The sequence below is a fragment of the Psychrobacillus sp. NPDC096623 genome, from assembly GCF_044762655.1.
Classification (GTDB): domain Bacteria; phylum Bacillota; class Bacilli; order Bacillales_A; family Planococcaceae; genus Psychrobacillus.
Genome location: NZ_JBIWER010000002.1, coordinates 259,409 through 275,817 on the forward strand (window position 1 = coordinate 259,409; position 16,409 = coordinate 275,817).

Annotated in this window: 15 protein-coding genes; 4 read left to right on the forward strand and 11 right to left on the reverse strand. The window is 37.7% G+C overall.

Annotated features, from left to right (window positions below; all coding sequences use genetic code 11):
• The first annotated feature begins 339 nt into the window (after positions 1–339).
• Positions 340–1,083, forward strand: coding sequence for a 3D domain-containing protein (locus ACIQX2_RS06005; RefSeq protein ID WP_402847731.1), 744 nt, complete (start codon positions 340–342; stop codon positions 1,081–1,083).
• Between the two features lie 187 nt (positions 1,084–1,270).
• Here ACIQX2_RS06005 and ACIQX2_RS06010 read toward each other — a convergent pair whose 3' ends face one another.
• Positions 1,271–2,194 carry a hypothetical protein gene (locus ACIQX2_RS06010; RefSeq protein WP_402847732.1) on the reverse strand — a complete coding sequence of 308 codons (924 nt, stop codon included), beginning with the start codon at positions 2,192–2,194 and terminating at the stop codon, positions 1,271–1,273.
• Positions 2,195–2,305: 111 nt separating this feature from the next.
• On the opposite strand from ACIQX2_RS06010, the gene ACIQX2_RS06015 reads away from it, so the two are divergent.
• Positions 2,306–2,956, forward strand: coding sequence for an SIMPL domain-containing protein (locus ACIQX2_RS06015; RefSeq protein ID WP_402847733.1), 651 nt, complete (start codon positions 2,306–2,308; stop codon positions 2,954–2,956).
• Positions 2,957–3,018: 62 nt separating this feature from the next.
• On the opposite strand, the gene ACIQX2_RS06020 is transcribed toward ACIQX2_RS06015, so the two are convergent.
• From ACIQX2_RS06020 to ACIQX2_RS06050, 7 genes are all read right to left on the reverse strand, one after another.
• Entirely contained in the window at positions 3,019–4,668 is a 1,650-nt protein-coding gene (locus ACIQX2_RS06020) for a methyl-accepting chemotaxis protein (RefSeq protein WP_402847734.1), read from the reverse strand.
• 19 nt (positions 4,669–4,687) lie between these two features.
• Positions 4,688–5,665, reverse strand: a complete 978-nt coding sequence (locus ACIQX2_RS06025) for a BMP family lipoprotein (RefSeq protein WP_402847735.1) — start codon at positions 5,663–5,665, stop codon at positions 4,688–4,690.
• Between the two features lie 184 nt (positions 5,666–5,849).
• On the reverse strand, positions 5,850–7,271 hold the full coding sequence (locus tag ACIQX2_RS06030; RefSeq protein ID WP_402847736.1) for an aldehyde dehydrogenase family protein: 1,422 nt from the start codon (positions 7,269–7,271) through the stop codon (positions 5,850–5,852).
• Between the two features lie 122 nt (positions 7,272–7,393).
• Positions 7,394–7,963, reverse strand: coding sequence for a PepSY domain-containing protein (locus tag ACIQX2_RS06035; protein ID WP_402847737.1), 570 nt, complete (start codon positions 7,961–7,963; stop codon positions 7,394–7,396).
• A 297-nt stretch (positions 7,964–8,260) separates the two neighbouring features.
• Complete coding sequence (locus tag ACIQX2_RS06040) at positions 8,261–8,839, reverse strand: PepSY domain-containing protein (RefSeq protein WP_402847738.1); 579 nt, start codon at positions 8,837–8,839, stop codon at positions 8,261–8,263.
• A gap of 70 nt (positions 8,840–8,909) precedes the next feature.
• Positions 8,910–10,259 (reverse strand): sensor histidine kinase, encoded by a 1,350-nt coding sequence (locus ACIQX2_RS06045; RefSeq protein ID WP_402847739.1) that lies wholly within the window; start codon positions 10,257–10,259, stop codon positions 8,910–8,912.
• Positions 10,256–10,957: a response regulator transcription factor gene (locus ACIQX2_RS06050; RefSeq protein WP_402847740.1), complete on the reverse strand. Its 702-nt coding sequence runs from the start codon at positions 10,955–10,957 to the stop codon at positions 10,256–10,258. Before ACIQX2_RS06050 ends, ACIQX2_RS06045 begins: the two co-directional genes overlap by 4 nt.
• Before the next feature lie 157 nt (positions 10,958–11,114).
• Between ACIQX2_RS06050 and ACIQX2_RS06055 the strand changes: the two genes are divergently transcribed.
• Together ACIQX2_RS06055 and cypC are read left to right on the forward strand one after the other, a co-directional pair.
• Positions 11,115–11,441: a four-helix bundle copper-binding protein gene (locus ACIQX2_RS06055; RefSeq protein ID WP_402847741.1), complete on the forward strand. Its 327-nt coding sequence runs from the start codon at positions 11,115–11,117 to the stop codon at positions 11,439–11,441.
• A gap of 126 nt (positions 11,442–11,567) precedes the next feature.
• On the forward strand, positions 11,568–12,818 hold the full coding sequence (gene cypC / locus ACIQX2_RS06060; RefSeq protein WP_402847742.1) for a CYP152 family fatty-acid peroxygenase CypC: 1,251 nt from the start codon (positions 11,568–11,570) through the stop codon (positions 12,816–12,818).
• 270 nt (positions 12,819–13,088) lie between these two features.
• Here the strand turns inward: cypC and ACIQX2_RS06065 are convergent, their stop codons facing one another.
• The 3 genes from ACIQX2_RS06065 to ACIQX2_RS06075 are packed head-to-tail and all read right to left on the reverse strand — an operon-like array spanning position 13,089 to position 16,402.
• Positions 13,089–13,667 carry a TerD family protein gene (locus ACIQX2_RS06065; RefSeq protein WP_211892769.1) on the reverse strand — a complete coding sequence of 193 codons (579 nt, stop codon included), beginning with the start codon at positions 13,665–13,667 and terminating at the stop codon, positions 13,089–13,091.
• Between the two features lie 27 nt (positions 13,668–13,694).
• On the reverse strand, positions 13,695–14,732 hold the full coding sequence (locus tag ACIQX2_RS06070) for a toxic anion resistance protein (RefSeq protein WP_402849107.1): 1,038 nt from the start codon (positions 14,730–14,732) through the stop codon (positions 13,695–13,697).
• Between the two features lie 56 nt (positions 14,733–14,788).
• Positions 14,789–16,402 carry a YceG family protein gene (locus ACIQX2_RS06075; protein WP_402847743.1) on the reverse strand — a complete coding sequence of 538 codons (1,614 nt, stop codon included), beginning with the start codon at positions 16,400–16,402 and terminating at the stop codon, positions 14,789–14,791.
• Positions 16,403–16,409: the final 7 nt, after the last annotated feature.

The window sequence follows — 16,409 nt, forward strand, 5'->3', positions numbered from 1 at the left end:
CTAGTCCTGTCTAATAAGAAATTCCGATTCACTACTTTGTCATACGCTAAATAGCTACGAAGATTGCGTAGGTGGCAAGTTTTCTAAAGGCTTTGTTGGTATGTAGGGGGAACAGTGGAATGATCAATGGGATATGGTATTAACATACGAAAGTTGTGTGCTTGCCTTACTAGTCTAATCAAATGGCAAAATAGATTGCAGAGCAAGTAATATTACAAATGTTGCATCGTGTCGAATTCTGTCATTTAAATGATATTTTCTCCTAATAGAAATGCAATGGTTCTGTCATCTATAAGTGGTATGATGAATCTCGTTAGTGAAAAGGAGGAAATTCATTTTATGAAAAAACACATTATTGCACTAACCGCAATCGCAACACTATCAGTAGGAGCAGCAGGACAAGCATCTGCAGCAAGTGTTCATACGGTAGAAAAAGGTGATACACTATGGTCTATTTCTCAAGCAGAAAATGTTAGTGTTCAAGATTTACAACAATGGAACGACCTCGATTCAACGATCATTTATCCATCTCAACAATTAAAAGTCGAGGAAGCACTGGAAACGTATGTAGTTGTTTCTGGAGATACATTATTTAATATTGCAGAAAAACATAATATTACAGTAGATCAATTAATGAAGAACAATCAGCTAACTAGTGATTTAATCATACCTGGAAATAAATTAGTAATAGAAGGTTCAAAGGTTATACAGCCTAAGGTAAGTGCAGCAACTACCACTTCAGCTACTTCTGCAGCTCCAGTTTCAAAAGCAGAATCTAAACAGGCTAATGTTGCGAAAGAGTTGACGATGACTGCTACTGCGTATACAGCTTCATGTGCAGGCTGTTCTGGAATTACAGCTACCGGTATTAACTTAAAAGCTAATCCAAACCAGAAAGTTATTTCTGTTGATCCAAACGTAATTCCTTTAGGATCAAAAGTATGGGTTGAGGGCTATGGAGAAGCGATTGCTGGTGATACTGGTGGCGCTATAAAAGGAAATAAAATAGATATTTTTATACCAACCAAACAGGAAGCACTCAATTGGGGACGTAAAACAGTTACGGTAAAAGTTCTAAATTAAAATGCGGCCCAAAATAGAGAGACCTGGTGAATTATATTCACTAGGTCTCTTTTTTAAAATATACTGAGCTTATTTTGAAATTTTTTTTAACTTTATGATTCTTTATTGATAGCTTCATAGTTGGTAAAGGAGTTAGGGCATAAATTTTTTTATACTAAAATTACTTATTCCCGGTGGATAGCGGATGCTATAATAATTTTTCTATGGATTCTTTTACTTCTAATAAGGCATCAACCTGTTGGGCATCAACTTCTCTTATATTTTCTAGACTAATCTTAACTTTTTCAAGTTGCCTATTTTGATTATCTGATAATTGAAGCAAAAAACCTTGCTGTCTATTGAGGCTATCTTGTAAGTAATTGTATATATCATCCTGCTGTGTTATTTGAAGTTTAATTTCCTCCAATATTAATTCATCCAATTCATCAGAAAGCTCCAGTTTCTCACTCAATCGACTATTTAATGCTTTTTGCTCTTTGAACTGATTTATGATTAAATCATGCAAAAGGTTCTGTTCTTCCAAGTTTTTCGATATCATAGTAAAAAACCGCTTTTGTTCCTCTAGTACATCTTGTATTGTTTTTGTGCGGGTATCAGATTGATGTTCACGTTGGTCAAATTGACCTTTGATATTTTCGAAAAAATTGTTTTGTTCAATGGCGAAGTTATTAAGGAAATTTCGTTGTCTATTCACACTTCCTTGTAAATTTTTTAATGCTTTCTCTAAATTTTCCGTTCGGGCATCTGTTATCTCATTAAATTCAGACTGGTTATCCCAATGCACATTGATTGCTTGAAGTGTTTGGCTAAGTTTTTGTAATTGGAACTTGGTTTCTTTTGATGTCTGTGCAAAATTGAGGAGTATTTTTTTGATGTTGCCATAATCATATCTGTGGTTGGTATTTAACTTATCGAGAATTATGCGTTGATCATGTAATTCGCGTAAAATGGTTTTACTCGATTGGTCCAACTGGGAAACAGAGTTCAATAGCAGTTGATTTACAGATGTTTGTTCTTCTAGAAATTCTATATGGTGATTGGTATAAAAATGCTTTTGGCTGTTATTCTTTTCCAGGGCTGCAGAAACTAAATGGACCTTCGATTCTTTCACTTCTTCATACTCCTTTACGCAAAAAAGTCATTATGCCTTATTTTATGAACATTATTGTTATATGTGATGAATATGGATAGGTAGAAATAACATATAAAAGGTGGTAATTAGATGTTGTATTCAAGTATTCCGTCATTTTCATTTCCTATGGTGAGAGTAATCACTGTAACTGGTAATGGGGTGGTAGAAGTCTCGCCAAATTATGTTCAGCTCCAAATTGAAGTAAGAACAGAAGGGAAAGATGTACAACAAACTCAGGCAGAAAATGCACAAATTATGAATCGTGTTATTCAATCCTTGTTAGAGTTAAATATTCCGAGGGAAAATATACAAACAGCAGCCTTTAATATCCTTCCTCAATATGATTTTATAGAGGGAAAACAAGTATTTAGAGGGTACGAGGTTACGAATGCTATTACTGTTAAGCTAACCGACATTGCAAAGGCTGGGATTGTAATCGACACTGCGGTGGCGAACGGTGCTAATAGTGTATCGTCTATTAAATTTGGGCTAGATAATCCAGAGCTTGTTTATCAACAAGCGCTACAGCGGGCTCTTCAAAATGCCCAAACAAAAGCCCAAACGATTGCCCAGACCATGAAGCTTGCATTATATCCACAACCAGTTTCCATTGTGGAGGAGCAGCATAATGTGCCAATACCTTATAAAATGTTATCGATGGCTAGTTCACAGGCAGGCACACCCATTGAGCAAGGAGAAATTTCTATCACTGCAACTGTTACTGTAAAATATCAGTATTAAGTTGGTTAATTGCCATAACTAAAAATCCCTGTGTATGCAATATATACACAGGGATTATTGCGTTAAATATGAAACTTAGATACTCGTACTTGTAAATCCTCTGCAAGGTTTGCCAAAGAAATGGCAGCTGCAGTTACTTCCTCCATGGATGCTAGCTGTTCCTCGGAAGCTGCAGCAACAGATGATGAACTATCAAATGTGTCGCTTGCTACTGTGGACATATTATTAGCATGGCTTGCAACGTCTTTTACAATTTTATGAATGTTATTTGTTATAGAAGAAATATCTCCAACTTGTTCCTTCACTTGTTCTACAGATGTTAGGATTTCCTGGAAAGTAACTTCCGTATTATGTGCAATCGTAAGTCCAGAGTCAACTTTTTCCTTTACTCCAGTAATAGATGTAACGGTTTTCTTCGTTTCTATTTCAATTTCTGTAGCTATCTCGGAAATGTCAGAGACCGATTTTCTCGTTTGTTCTGAGAGTTTTCTGACCTCATCTGCGACCACTGCAAAGCCTTTACCAGCTTCGCCAGCACGTGCCGCTTCAATGGCTGCATTTAAGGCAAGCAGGTTCGTTTGGTCGGCAATATCGGTGATTAGCTTAAGAATATTAACAATCTCCTTGGAGCGTTCATTGAGCGTAACAAGTGCCATGTCCGTTTCTAATACAGCTTCATTTATCAATCCCATCTGGGCTACTGTATCTTGAACAAAAGCAGATCCTTGCATAGTTTTCTCGTTCGTTGCAACCGTTATTTCCATGGTTTCTTTCGCTTTTTCTGCAATCAGAGTAACTGCAGCCGAGCTTTCTTCAGCAGAACGAGCCGATTCATGCGCCATGTTTGTTTGATGTTCCGCTCCTTCTGAAACCTGTTGAATTGAATTGGATATCAGTTCAGTTCCTTTCATCGTTTCATCTGCACTTGCCATCAATTCCTCAGCAGAAGCCGCTACTTGATTGGAGCTATCAGATACATGCGTAATGACTTCTCTCAAATTCAATGTCATTTGTTCGAAGGATTTTTGTAGTGCAGCGACTTCATCGCGGGTTTTAACCTGTACGATATCGACTGCCAAGTTACCATTTGCGATTTCCTCTGCATTTTTAGTAATCGCACGTATTGGTCGAACGATTCTATTTGTAAATAAAATAACTAATGCAATACTACCGACTAATAGAAGAATTACTAAAATAATTGAAATAGAAATAATGGCTTCAATCTTATTTTGCAGATTGTTTTGCATAACCGTATATTCAGTAGTGATATTTCGTTTTAATTGGATGACATCATTAATAAGCCCTTTTGTACGTGTAGACTGGCGTTTGATCTCCGCAAGGTTTTCTTCTGCAATTGCTTGATTGGAAAAGCTTAATATTTCGTCGTATTTCCTAGCTATACTGGAATCTAGCTCTTTCTGTTCCTTAGTCGTTAAGGAAGAGGCTAACTCATCATTTATGAGCTTTGTTGAAGCTAAGTCCAACTCTATATCGTTTTTATTGCTTTCAGAAATGTTGAGAGAATACGCACTCAATGATTTCTGTAAGCTTTTTGCTGAACTATTTAATTCTTCTACTTTCACTAAAGCATCTACGATTTCTTCAGTAGAGGATTTTATAGAAGATAGTTGAATGATGTTATAGCCGATAATACAGGTAGATAATAGTAGAGGAATGATCGATATCATTAATATCTTCTGTTTCAGTTTCATATTCTAGTCACCTTATTTCTTATTGGATTATTGTGATGGAACCACCTGCGATATCTTGTTGTAGCTTCTCTAAGCGGTTTTGCTCGGCAGGAGTGAGCTCAAGTACACGAATAGGCGCTAAACTTACCCCATTTTCTTTAATACCCAATACTTGATCTTTTTCTGATATTTCTCCAGTTTCCACTAGTTCTTCTATGGTATTAAAAATAGCGACATCCACTTGTTTTAGCATAGAAGAGACTACGGACTTTTCTGCCAAATAAAACTGATCGCTATCCACCCCAAAAGAATATGTACCTGAGCGTTGTGATTCATTAATAGCTCCTACTCCTGTGAACCCCGCGGCTGGATATATGAAGTCGGCCTTGGCTGAAATCATTTCTTTAGCAATGCTTTCTCCCAATTTGTCATTGCCAAAGTCACCTGCGTATTTGGTCAACACCACGGCCTCTGGATTTTCAGATTTTACTCCAGCCACAAAGCCTTTTTCAAATTTCTGAATGAGTGGAACGTTTTCGCCTCCAACAAATCCAACGACATTAGTTGCTGTTTTCATGCCGGCAATGGCTCCTAATAAGAACGAAGCTTCCTCTTCTTTGAACGTAACATTGTATACGTTAGGCAGGTCGGATTGAGCATCCACTAGTAAAAATGATTTTTCGGGATACTTTTTAGCGATTGTCTCCATATCCTTTTGGATAGAAAAACCAAGACCAATTATTAGGTCATTGCCAGTTTTAATTAGCTCCTCTAGACCTTTTTCATACGTTTGGGTATCTTCTATTTCTCGATAATCGAACGAGATGTTTAGCTCGTCACGTGCTTTTTCAAGACCTTCAAACCCTAAATCAGAAAATGATTGGTCTCCTAGTCCAGTGTCGGAAAGCATGATTCCAATTTTCACTTCATTATTTTCAGGAGTGGCTATTTTATCAGAGCACCCTGTAATGACAATTAGAAAAAGAGATAACATCCCTAATAAAACGATTTTTTTCATAAGATCAATCCTATCTTTATATTTGTCCACTTTCTTATTATCGTTCAGAAAAAGTATTGTTGAACGATAATCATTAAGGCGGATAATTCAAAATTATGTATAAACTAAGAGTTGGCAAAGAAAAAGGAGCCATTAATAGGCTCCAGTGATTCATTCTTAAGTTAATCTATTAAGTGGGGAGGAGTTATTGTTGGTTCCACACAACAAGCTTTGTTTCCGTCATTTCATGAATCGCATATTTTAAACCTTCTTTTCCGATCCCGCTTTCTTTCACACCACCGTATGGCATTTGGTCGACTCGGTAGGTAGGGATATCATTAATCATAACGCCGCCAACTTCTAATTCCTTAGAAGCTTTAAAAGCTGTCTGTATATCATTCGTGAAAATACCTGCTTGTAAACCAAAATCAGAGTTGTTAATAGCTGCGATACCTTCTTCGATAGAAGAGATTCGGTTCACAATGACGATAGGCGCAAAGACCTCCTGACAAGAAACTTTTGAAGTTGCAGACACATTTGTTAAAATAGTGGGTAAGAATATTCCATTTTCTATTGTACCTCCAGAAACAATATTAGAGCCTTGCTCGACGGCTTCTTTTACCCAGCTTAGTGCACGTTCTTGTTCGTCAGGATGAATCATAGCTGAAATCTCCGTAGATTCATCATCCGGGTGCCCGATTACAAGCTTGTTTGTTAAAGCAGAGAACTGCTCTAGAAATTCCTCGTATACTTCATCCATTACATATGTTCGCTGTAAAGAGATACATACCTGCCCTTGGTTAGAAAATGCACCCATTACACATTTGGGGACAATTTGAGCCAGATCTACATTTTTATCGATTATCAAGCCAGAGTTGGACCCAAGCTCAAGTGCTAATTTCTTCAAGCCGGCACTATCTCGAATACCCTTTCCAACGGCAGGACTACCAGTAAATGTAATCATTTTTACTTTATTGCTTTTTACTAATGCGTCCCCAACAGTTTTTCCACTACCTGTCACCACATTGAATACACCTTTCGGCAATGCCGTTTGGTCGATTAATTCCGCTAAAAATAGTGCAGAAAGGGGAGTCTGTGATGCAGGTTTTAATACAATTGTATTGCCGGCAGCTATTGCTGGACCAACTTTATGTGCTACTAAATTTTGAGGGAAGTTAAACGGTGTAATGGCTCCAATAACACCTATTGGTTGTTCAATAGTATAACCAAAACGGTTTGCTCCATTTTTTGCGGCGTCCATCGGAATCATTTCACCAGTTATTCGTTTAGCTTCCTCTGCAGAGAATTTATATGTTTCAATCGTGCGATCAATTTCTGCTAATGCATATTTAATCGGCTTTGCAGCTTCTAATGAAATAATTTCTGCAGCTTTCTGACGATTTTCGATAAACAATTGGGTGATATGCTCTAAAATGTTAGCCCGTTCATATGCAGTTAGTGCTGCCATTTGTTTTCTGTTTTCATGTGCAATGTCGATCGCAGCTTCTACTTCTTTATGAGTTGCTTGTGGAATCTGTGCGATGACTTCCTTTGTATGTGGAGAAAATAAATCTACATACTCAGTAGAAGATTTCCATTCACCATTCACGTAATATTGTTTTTTCATCGAATCATCCTTTCAAATTTAGTGCCAAAAATCAAGAATATCTTTCTTAACTCTACTATACCCATTCATAATACATATAAAAAGTCGCTTGATGTTGTACATCAAGCGACTAGCATTATATATTAATCTTCATCAAGATCATCATCGTTATTATCAAGTTCATTCTCAAGAATTTTTCCTGTACTTGCGTCGATATTGAACTCTGCTTTCCCTTTATCTGTGCTAAGCTCAATTTCATATTCATATCGACCATCATCGGAATCCAATTCGATTTCTAATACGGTGCCTTTGACTTGTTTTTGAGCAATTTCAATTGCTTTAGCTTCTGTGATGAGTTTAGTATTCGAAGCTACTTTATCATAATCCTCGTCATCATTTTGATCATCGTTTTCTTCTCTTACGTTCAATACTTTTGCATTAAAAGCATCTACACGCACTTCGTATTCTTTTGATTTTTCTCCATCTATATCTACTTCATAAAATGTTTTGCCATTATTTTTTTCCAGCTCCACACTTTCAAGTGTCCCTTTAACTTCTTTCAATGCTATTTCTTTTGCTTTTTCAATACCAATTAATTTTGCGCTTTGTGTTTTACTTAAGTTTACGTTGTCGTCATTTGCCAATGCATTAATGCCGATTCCTCCACTAATCACAAGTACCGTTGCTAATGAACCAATTAGTAGTTTTTTCATTTTTTCTCCTCCTAAGATTTGTTTTGCTTACATGTACTACTATATACAGCTAAAAAGAAAGGACGGGGAGGGGAAGGTTAAAATTTGGATAGAAATTATTAATAAATATTGGTAATAATGCCCTGTTCGCAAATAAAAGTCACCTAAAAGCGAATAAATAAAGCTTTAGCGCAAGTAAAATAAAATGAACGCTAGTAACCGGTATTGTCCGAGAATAAATACAACTTGAGCGAGAGTAATGACCAAAAAAGGTTGATCGTGACAATAGCCACGACCAACCTTATTTCGTAATGCTTCCTAGTCCTCCCAATTTACCGATTTCACCGCACCGGTATAGGCGTCCACTTCGACCACCGCTTCACGGTCATTTTCACCGTTTTCAATCTCCACTTCTACTAAATAATACGGAGTTTGGCCAGTAGGATGATGAAGCTCAGGATCGTCATCGGACACACCTTTTAAATAGTTCGCTGCAATGATGAGTACCTCCTGCTGCGTAAGCAGTTTGTTTTCCTGCGTTATAGGTGCTTCATTTGTACTTTCAGTTGAATCGATTTCCGTAGATGGGTCTTCCTTAACTTTGTCAGTAGCAGGAGGGACTTCCTTCGCTGACGTTTGTTTTAACGAAAGGATATTCCCAGTCTTCGTATCCATCCTAACAGCGTAAATTCCATTTTCCATTTGCATTTCTATTTCGTACTCGTCACCAGATTTCGCGGCATGGATGATCTCCCCAGGATATTTTGTAAGTGCAGCTGCTTTCAATTCCTCGTCTGTGAGCACTTTTGTAGTGGGGAAGATCCATAGCATACCGAATACGAGCAAAACCACTAGTATAATTCCTCCGAAGATCCAACCGGACTTTTTTATCTTCATCATATGTCACCCCATGGTTCAGTTTGTTGCTATAGTATACATCGCGAAAGTAAGAATTCGGGGAGAAGAACTATTTTTCTTTTTGTAAGTAAAGCGTCACAATTGTACCCTCGTTTTCCTTACTACTTATTTGGATGCGTGCACCGAGGGCACCTGCAATATCTTTAGCCATCGTTAAGCCGAGACCTGATCCACCTTGCTTCCGACTTCTTGCCTGATCCACTTGGTAAAAACGATCAAACACTTTCGGCAGATCATCTTGTGGAATGCCGATTCCTCTATCCTCGATTTGAATAATAATTTCATTTGCTGTCTGCCCGACATGTATTGTAATCAGCTCTTCGCTATACTTACGTGCATTGTCTAGAAAGATAAATAATAATTGCTTTAGCTTTTGAATGTCTGTATAGCCGACAATCTGTTTATCCCCTAGAACACTCATCTCTCGTTGATAAGTAGTTTGGAAGGTATTTACGGTGTCCTCTATAAGCTCCGTAATATTAATGTTCTCCATTTGGATATTCCATTGCTCATGCCTTGCAATAGACAATAGCTGCTCTGTCAATTCTCGCATGCGAATAGCCTCAGAATGAATGGCATCTATAGATTCCTCAAACAAATCCGGTCTTTCCAAACCTCGCCGCTTCAACAAATCTGCATAGTTTTCAATTATAGTCAATGGAGTACGGAGCTCATGAGATGCGTTGGAGACAAATTGTTCCTGCTTTTCATAATTTGTTTTAAGCAATGACATCATATGATTGAAGGTTTCGCCCATCTCTACTAGTTCTCCCTCAGTAGTGTCCTCAAGCTTCAATTGTTTAAATTGACCGCTTTTTTGAATATCCTTCATCGTATTAATCATCGTACGAATTGGCTCGATGATTAGATTGCTCAGAATCCGACTTGAAACAAGAGTAGGTATAATGATAATAACTGTAATAACGATTAAAACGATTGCTAAAATACGAATCATCTCTTCAGTGGACTCAATACTATTAGTCACCTGTAAATTTACAACGGACCCGTCACTCCACACAATCGGAATAGATACGAAAACATACAGTGAATCCTCATATGTCATTAATTCACGAACCTCACCTTGGTAAAAACTACTGGTTCGTGCACCAAGGTTTTCTTCAGAAGGGGAGGTGACTTTACCATCACTCGTTAAATCCTCTTTCAATAGTTGAATCATGCCATCCACTGGTACGTTCGCTCGTAATAAATCGCTTGGCGCAATTCGGTCAGCAGCACTTCCAATAGCAAGGGCAACTTTGTCGACCTCCGCCTGTGCTCGTTCTAATTCATTTTCCTTCATGAGATGACTGAACACAAAATAGATAGAAGTATTCATGAGTATGAGCAATACGATAAATAAAACGGAGGTATATAAATTTATTTTATTGCGTAGCTTCATGTTGCATCCTTCAAGACGTAGCCTACGCCTCTGACGGTATGAATGAGTGCGTCCTCGTAATCTGCATCGATTTTTTTACGAAGATATCGAATATATACATCGACGATTTTTGTATCGCCAAAATAATCATAGCCCCAAACTGCTTCCAAAATTTGACCACGATCCAAAACCTGTCTTTTGTTTTTTAATAAATATAAAAGTAAATCATATTCCTTTGGTGTCAATATAATATCGAGATCATCTCTAACCACTTCTCTTGTTTTTTCATTCACTCGTAAATTATTGAACTGAAGCCATTCGTCATCTATTTCGGCTACTGGAAGATTAGCATGGCTCATCCTTAAAATAGCACGAATTCTTGCAAGCAATTCTTCTATTCTAAAAGGCTTCGTTATGTAGTCATTGGCACCGAGGTCCAGACCAGAAACTTTGTCTTCAATAGAATCCTTTGCAGTCAATAAAATAATGGGAACCGCTGAATTTTTTCCGCGAATACGCCGTAATAATTCAATGCCACTCATACCTGGTAGCATCACATCCAGTAAGATTAAATCCCACTTTTGAGAAAGAAACATTTCAAAGGCATCAATTCCATCTAATGCCTTACCCGTTTCATAACCTTCATATTCCAATTCAATTTCAAGTAGCCTTACTATTTTTTCTTCATCTTCTACGATTAAAATAGATTCTTTAGACAAATTTAATCACACCTTTCGAACCTTCATCTGGCTCCATTATAGCAATAATTAATAATTAAGGAATTAGTGAAGCGAGGGACTAATAACACAGTTTTAATTGTTCCTTTTGGGGGAATAAGTAGTTAGAGGAATTTAAGGTAAGAAAGGAGAATAAATTTTGAAAATGTCTTATGAAGAGTGTATTCAAGCATGCCAAGACTGTTTGGAGGCATGCAATAATTGTTTTCAAGCCTGTCTGAATGAAGAGAATGTGAAAATGATGGCTGGTTGTATTAGGCTAGACCGAGAATGTGCGGATATTTGTAGCTATGCTATACAGGCAATGACCCGTAATAGTCCATTCGTTAAAGAAATTTGTGAGTTATGTGCTAAAATTTGCGAGGATTGTGCAGAGGAATGTGGAAAACACGACCATGAACATTGTATAAGCTGCGCAGAGGCTTGTCGTAAATGTGCGGAAGTTTGCCGTCAAATGATTGCTTAAAAAGAAAGTTAGTAACCCCCAAACCCTTCAGTTAGGATTTGGGGTATTTTGTATTTACAAGTTTTAATAAGTTGTTGAAGGGAAAAGATGGGGAAGAAAGCTCTAAAAGGAAGGGTGTGTATAGACATGATTAATCAATTTCCACGTGAGGAAGGACTGGACCACAGTCTGAGTTTATTAAGAGAAGGTTACATGTACATTCCAAATAGAAAGAAAAGCTTCGCCTCCAATGTATTTGAAACTCGGTTATTGGGACAAGATGCAATTTGTATGAGTGGCGAAAAAGCGGCGGAGTTATTTTACGATGAAGAGAAATTCATGCGTAATGGGGTTGCACCTAAACGGTTGCAAAAGACGTTATTTGGAGAAGAAGGAGTCCAAACATTAGACGATGAAGCACATCGTCATCGTAAGTCGATGTTCATGTCTTTAATGACGAAGGAACGTCTAGAAGTATTGCAAGCTATTACGGAAAAACAATGGCAACTTGCTGCAAAGAAATGGGAGCGGCTGGACCAAATTATTTTGTATGATGAGGCAAAGGAAATCATGTGCAGAATAGCTAGTGAGTGGGGAGGTGTTCCTGTTGAAGAAGAGGAAATTAAAGAACTAGCGGAGCAGTTAGCGGTTATGTTTGAGTCTCCCACTGCACTTGGCCCTCAACACTGGAAGGGAAGGCGTGCCCGTAAACAGGTAGAAAAATGGGTAGAAGGTTTAGTTGCTCAAGTTCGAGAGGGACATCTTAATCCTGCTGAAGGTACAGCCTTGCATGAAATTTCCTTGCACCAAGATTTGGAAGGGAAGTATTTAGAAGGAAGAGTAGCTGCCGTCGAAGTGATCAATATTTTAAGACCTATTGTGGCGATCGCTATTTATATTAACTTTACTGCACTTGCAATTCATCATTACCCTGAGCAGAAAGAAAAGCTCGAAACTGCAGATGCTAAATACTTTCAAATGTTCGTACAAGAAGTTCGTCGATTTTATCCCTTTTTTCCCATGGCTGCGGCTAAAGTAAGAAAGGATTTTGCGTGGGAGGGTTATTCATTTAAGGAAGGAACCCTAACATTACTTGATCTGTATGGAACAAATCATGATACGGAACTGTGGGATAACCCTGAAATATTTAATCCATATAGGTTTTCTGGATGGGATAAAAGTCCATTCGATTTCATACCACAGGGTGGGGGAGATTATATGATGGGCCACCGCTGTGCTGGAGAATTTGTCACTATAGAAATAATGGAAGTATCGCTTAATTTTTTAGTAAATCATCTATCTTATCAGCTACCAGAACAGGATTTGAGTTATAGCCTAGTGACGATGCCAAGTATTCCGAAGAGTGGGATTATCATAAGAGATATACAGGTAAAATAATAAATCAAAAATAGAGGATGGGACAAAACATCCCAAAGGCTCACTACAGTTGTTTTCCGTTACAGTGGACGCTTTCCGGGGGCACGGCTCGAGCCTTAGTTGGACCCCCAGGAGTTGCCGTCTGAACTTCAAACAACCAGGATATGTAGGTTTTAGAGATAATCTACTGGCTATATTTTCCCAAAATAAAAAAACGTGAAATCAAGAGAACGATTTCACGTTTATAAAATTAAAGAGTAGTTATATCCCAGCTTTTAGGGGGCTAGGTGGTTAGCTCAATCCAAATTCAGTAATAAGAGAAGCTAAACCGCCTTGGAATCCACTTCCTATTGCATTAAATTTCCATTCGTTATTGTGACGATAAATTTCTCCAACTACAAGTGCCGTTTCGATTGAGAAGTCTTCGCCAAGGTCATAGCGAACAATTTCTTCATTTGTATCTTCATTGACGATACGTATGAAAGCATTAGATACCTGACCGAAGTTTTGTTTACGTTGGTCAGCATCGTGAATAGTAACAGTAAAAACAACTTTTTGAACTACGCTTGGAACGAGTGGTAACTTAACGAGCAATTGCTCATCATCTCCGTCACCATCTCCCGTACGGTTATCCCCAGTGTGGATAACTGAACCTTCTTCACTTTGGAGATTGTTATAAAAGATAAAGCTTTTTTCGTTGAAGGCTTTACCGTTTCCGTCTACGATAAAAGCGGAAGCGTCTAAATCAAAATCTTCTCCTCCGCTATATCTATTCGTATCCCATCCAAGTCCAACTAAGACATTCTTTAATCCTGGATTCGTTTTCGTTAAATCAATTTTTTGCCCTTTTGACAGGTTAATGACTGACATAATGTTTCCCCCTCATCCATTTTAAAATTACTTTCTTTGACCATCTTCATATTTCTTTTGTAATTCTTCTAAACGAAGGCGACCTTGTTCTCTCATTTTACGATTTTCTTCTTCAATCGCTTTAGTCTCCGTCATTCCGCGCATAATCGTATCCCACGTTTGCTCGATTGTTTCGATTTTAATACTTGGCTGCCCTGACATTCTTGCAATATCCACGCTTTGTTTGGATATGTCATTGGCATTGCGAAGTAGCATCTCGTTTGTTCTACGATCTAGCTCGCTCATCGACTGTGCAACAAGATTTTGTCTTTTTGCAGAAATTGCATTGATCAGTCCAGTTTTAAAAATAGGAATAGTCGTTACGAATGCTGAATTTATCTTACCGATTAACTTTGTATTGCCTCGTTGGAGCATTCTAATTTGTGGAGCAGACTGGTAGGAAACCTGTTTTGCCATTTCAAGATCATAAATACGCTGATCTAGTAGCTCGATCGCATTTTGCAGAGAGTTAAGTTCCATAAGAACTAATTGGTCGCCATTTTCAGCTTTTTGCTGTAGATTAGGCACAAGCTGTCTTAACTGATTGACCTTTAACTCTCCAGCTACTATATATTTTTCTAATTCCATAAAGTAGTTAAAATTTTGGTCGTATAAATTTTCTAATGTAGTGGTAGATTTTTTCATCTCTGTTTCGTACTTCGTAATTTCCACAAATACTTTATCAATTTCACTACCCATAGTTTGATACTTATTGAACAGCTTTTCGATTAATTTCTCGCCTTGTTTGAAGATTTTACCGAACAGGGAGGGCTTTTGAACAAAATCCTTTTTATCGAATTTATCCATAATCTTGCCTAGCTGCTTTAATAATTCACTGGATTCTTCCATACTGCTAGACTTAATCGTGTTTAGAATTTGTCCTGTAAACTTGGAAATCTCATCTGCTGGCTCACGTCCAAATTCTAATAGTCCAACCTGATTTTTTGGATCAATTCGAGCGACTAGCTGTAGAACTTGTGGGTCACGTTTTAACTTTGCTTTTATATCATTGCTTTCTTCCATCATTTGTTCTTGTTGTTCTATTTCTAGTTTTTGTAATTCCACTTTTTCTCCCCCTGCTTCTAAAGAAATTTTTTGAAGATCTTGTGTACAACACTTGGTTCTTTAAATGGATCATTGAAGCTGCGATCGTCCATAAAGTGAATATCAAAGGTGCCTTCTTGTACCCATTTCTCCAAGTCAAGATGTCCTTTCGGATTCACAATAATAATATCTAACCCTAAATGATGCATCATACATAAAGCGTTTGCATCAGCTCTTGATAGTTCAGGACCATTCTCCTCGTTATAGATAAAAATCGTAGGAACAAATTGAGGATAATCGAATGTTTGTAAAAGGCGAATAACAAAATCAGGTAAAACCATCGACTGTGCGAATGCGTATAATTGCAAGTCTTCTATTGTTTCATTGGACTGTCGAATTAGTATCGGCTCGTTAACATGCTTTGAAATTGTCTCACCGATGACTGTTTGAGTGCCAAGTGGGAGCTTATCATACGTCCACCAATTGGAAGCTCTCATCTTTTCAGGATCTAGTTTACCATCTGATTTTAATGCATCACGGTAATGGAATAATGGATTCGATTTTTGCTCCTTCGTGAAAGGAAACTGGCGAATTACATGAGTATCATCTCGTTCTGTTAACGAATGAACATTATTCCAAAAACGTTTTCTATTCCGGTCAATACCTAACAGTTTTGCGAAAACTACAGGAATTGTTACTTGTTGGTTACTTACTTGGAAGTGAGGGCGAATCATCGCTCTTTCTTTAGAGATTAAGAAAGCCTCATCCTCTGTTGTTTTCAAGCGTATAGAGTTGATAGAGTATGATTTAAATTGGAATGGCTTGTAAAGACCTGAATCATCATGATGTAAGATCTCATTTATTTCTTGGGTTGCCTTAAATGCAACAGTCCCCGCAATTTTAGGTATCTCGTCTGGCAATAGTTTAACATCTGGGGAAACCTTTGGAAAACGATAACTTAAATCATCCTCAATAGTAAGGGAGATTTTTGGCCAAGACTCATTGGTTGGATTGAAAATTACCACATGGAATCCAAAGTCAGCTAAATATGTAAGAAACCATTTTTCACTAGGGGTTGCAGTGCCGTACCAAAGGAAAGCTGGAAGACCCTGTACGAAATCTATTTCTTTCAGAGCAGGTTCTACATGGTTGAATATCCATTTTACGAGATCGGTCGTTACTCGGCGATAATCGTGATGGAGAGTTCCTTCCGTATAGCTTTGTTGAAGCTTTTTCAATAAATCAATCAAAACTGTTCTGATTCTTCTATTTAAACCAGGATCTTTAGAAGTTGGTAATAAGGAATAGCCATCCAAAAAGGCGACCATCCGACTAGGAGAGAGTCCCTTTTCTTTTCTATGCAAATCAAATAATTGATGAATGGATCTTAGCTTTTCAGCAGAAATTTCTTTATTAAGTGCACCAGTCAGGATGCTTAGCTTTCCGGAGGAATCATTGACTTGTGTATGCAGAATCGAGAAATATTCATCATCATCTAAGGTCATGCCAATGTACTGGCAAACTAATTGAGGATACGTTAAGTTATCTCCGTCCACCGTTACGTTCGAAGAGTCTCCTAAAGAATCTTTCAACCATGTACCTGTATTTGATGAATCCCACGACTTTATCCTGATGGGATTTAAATTCACCATGGGCTTT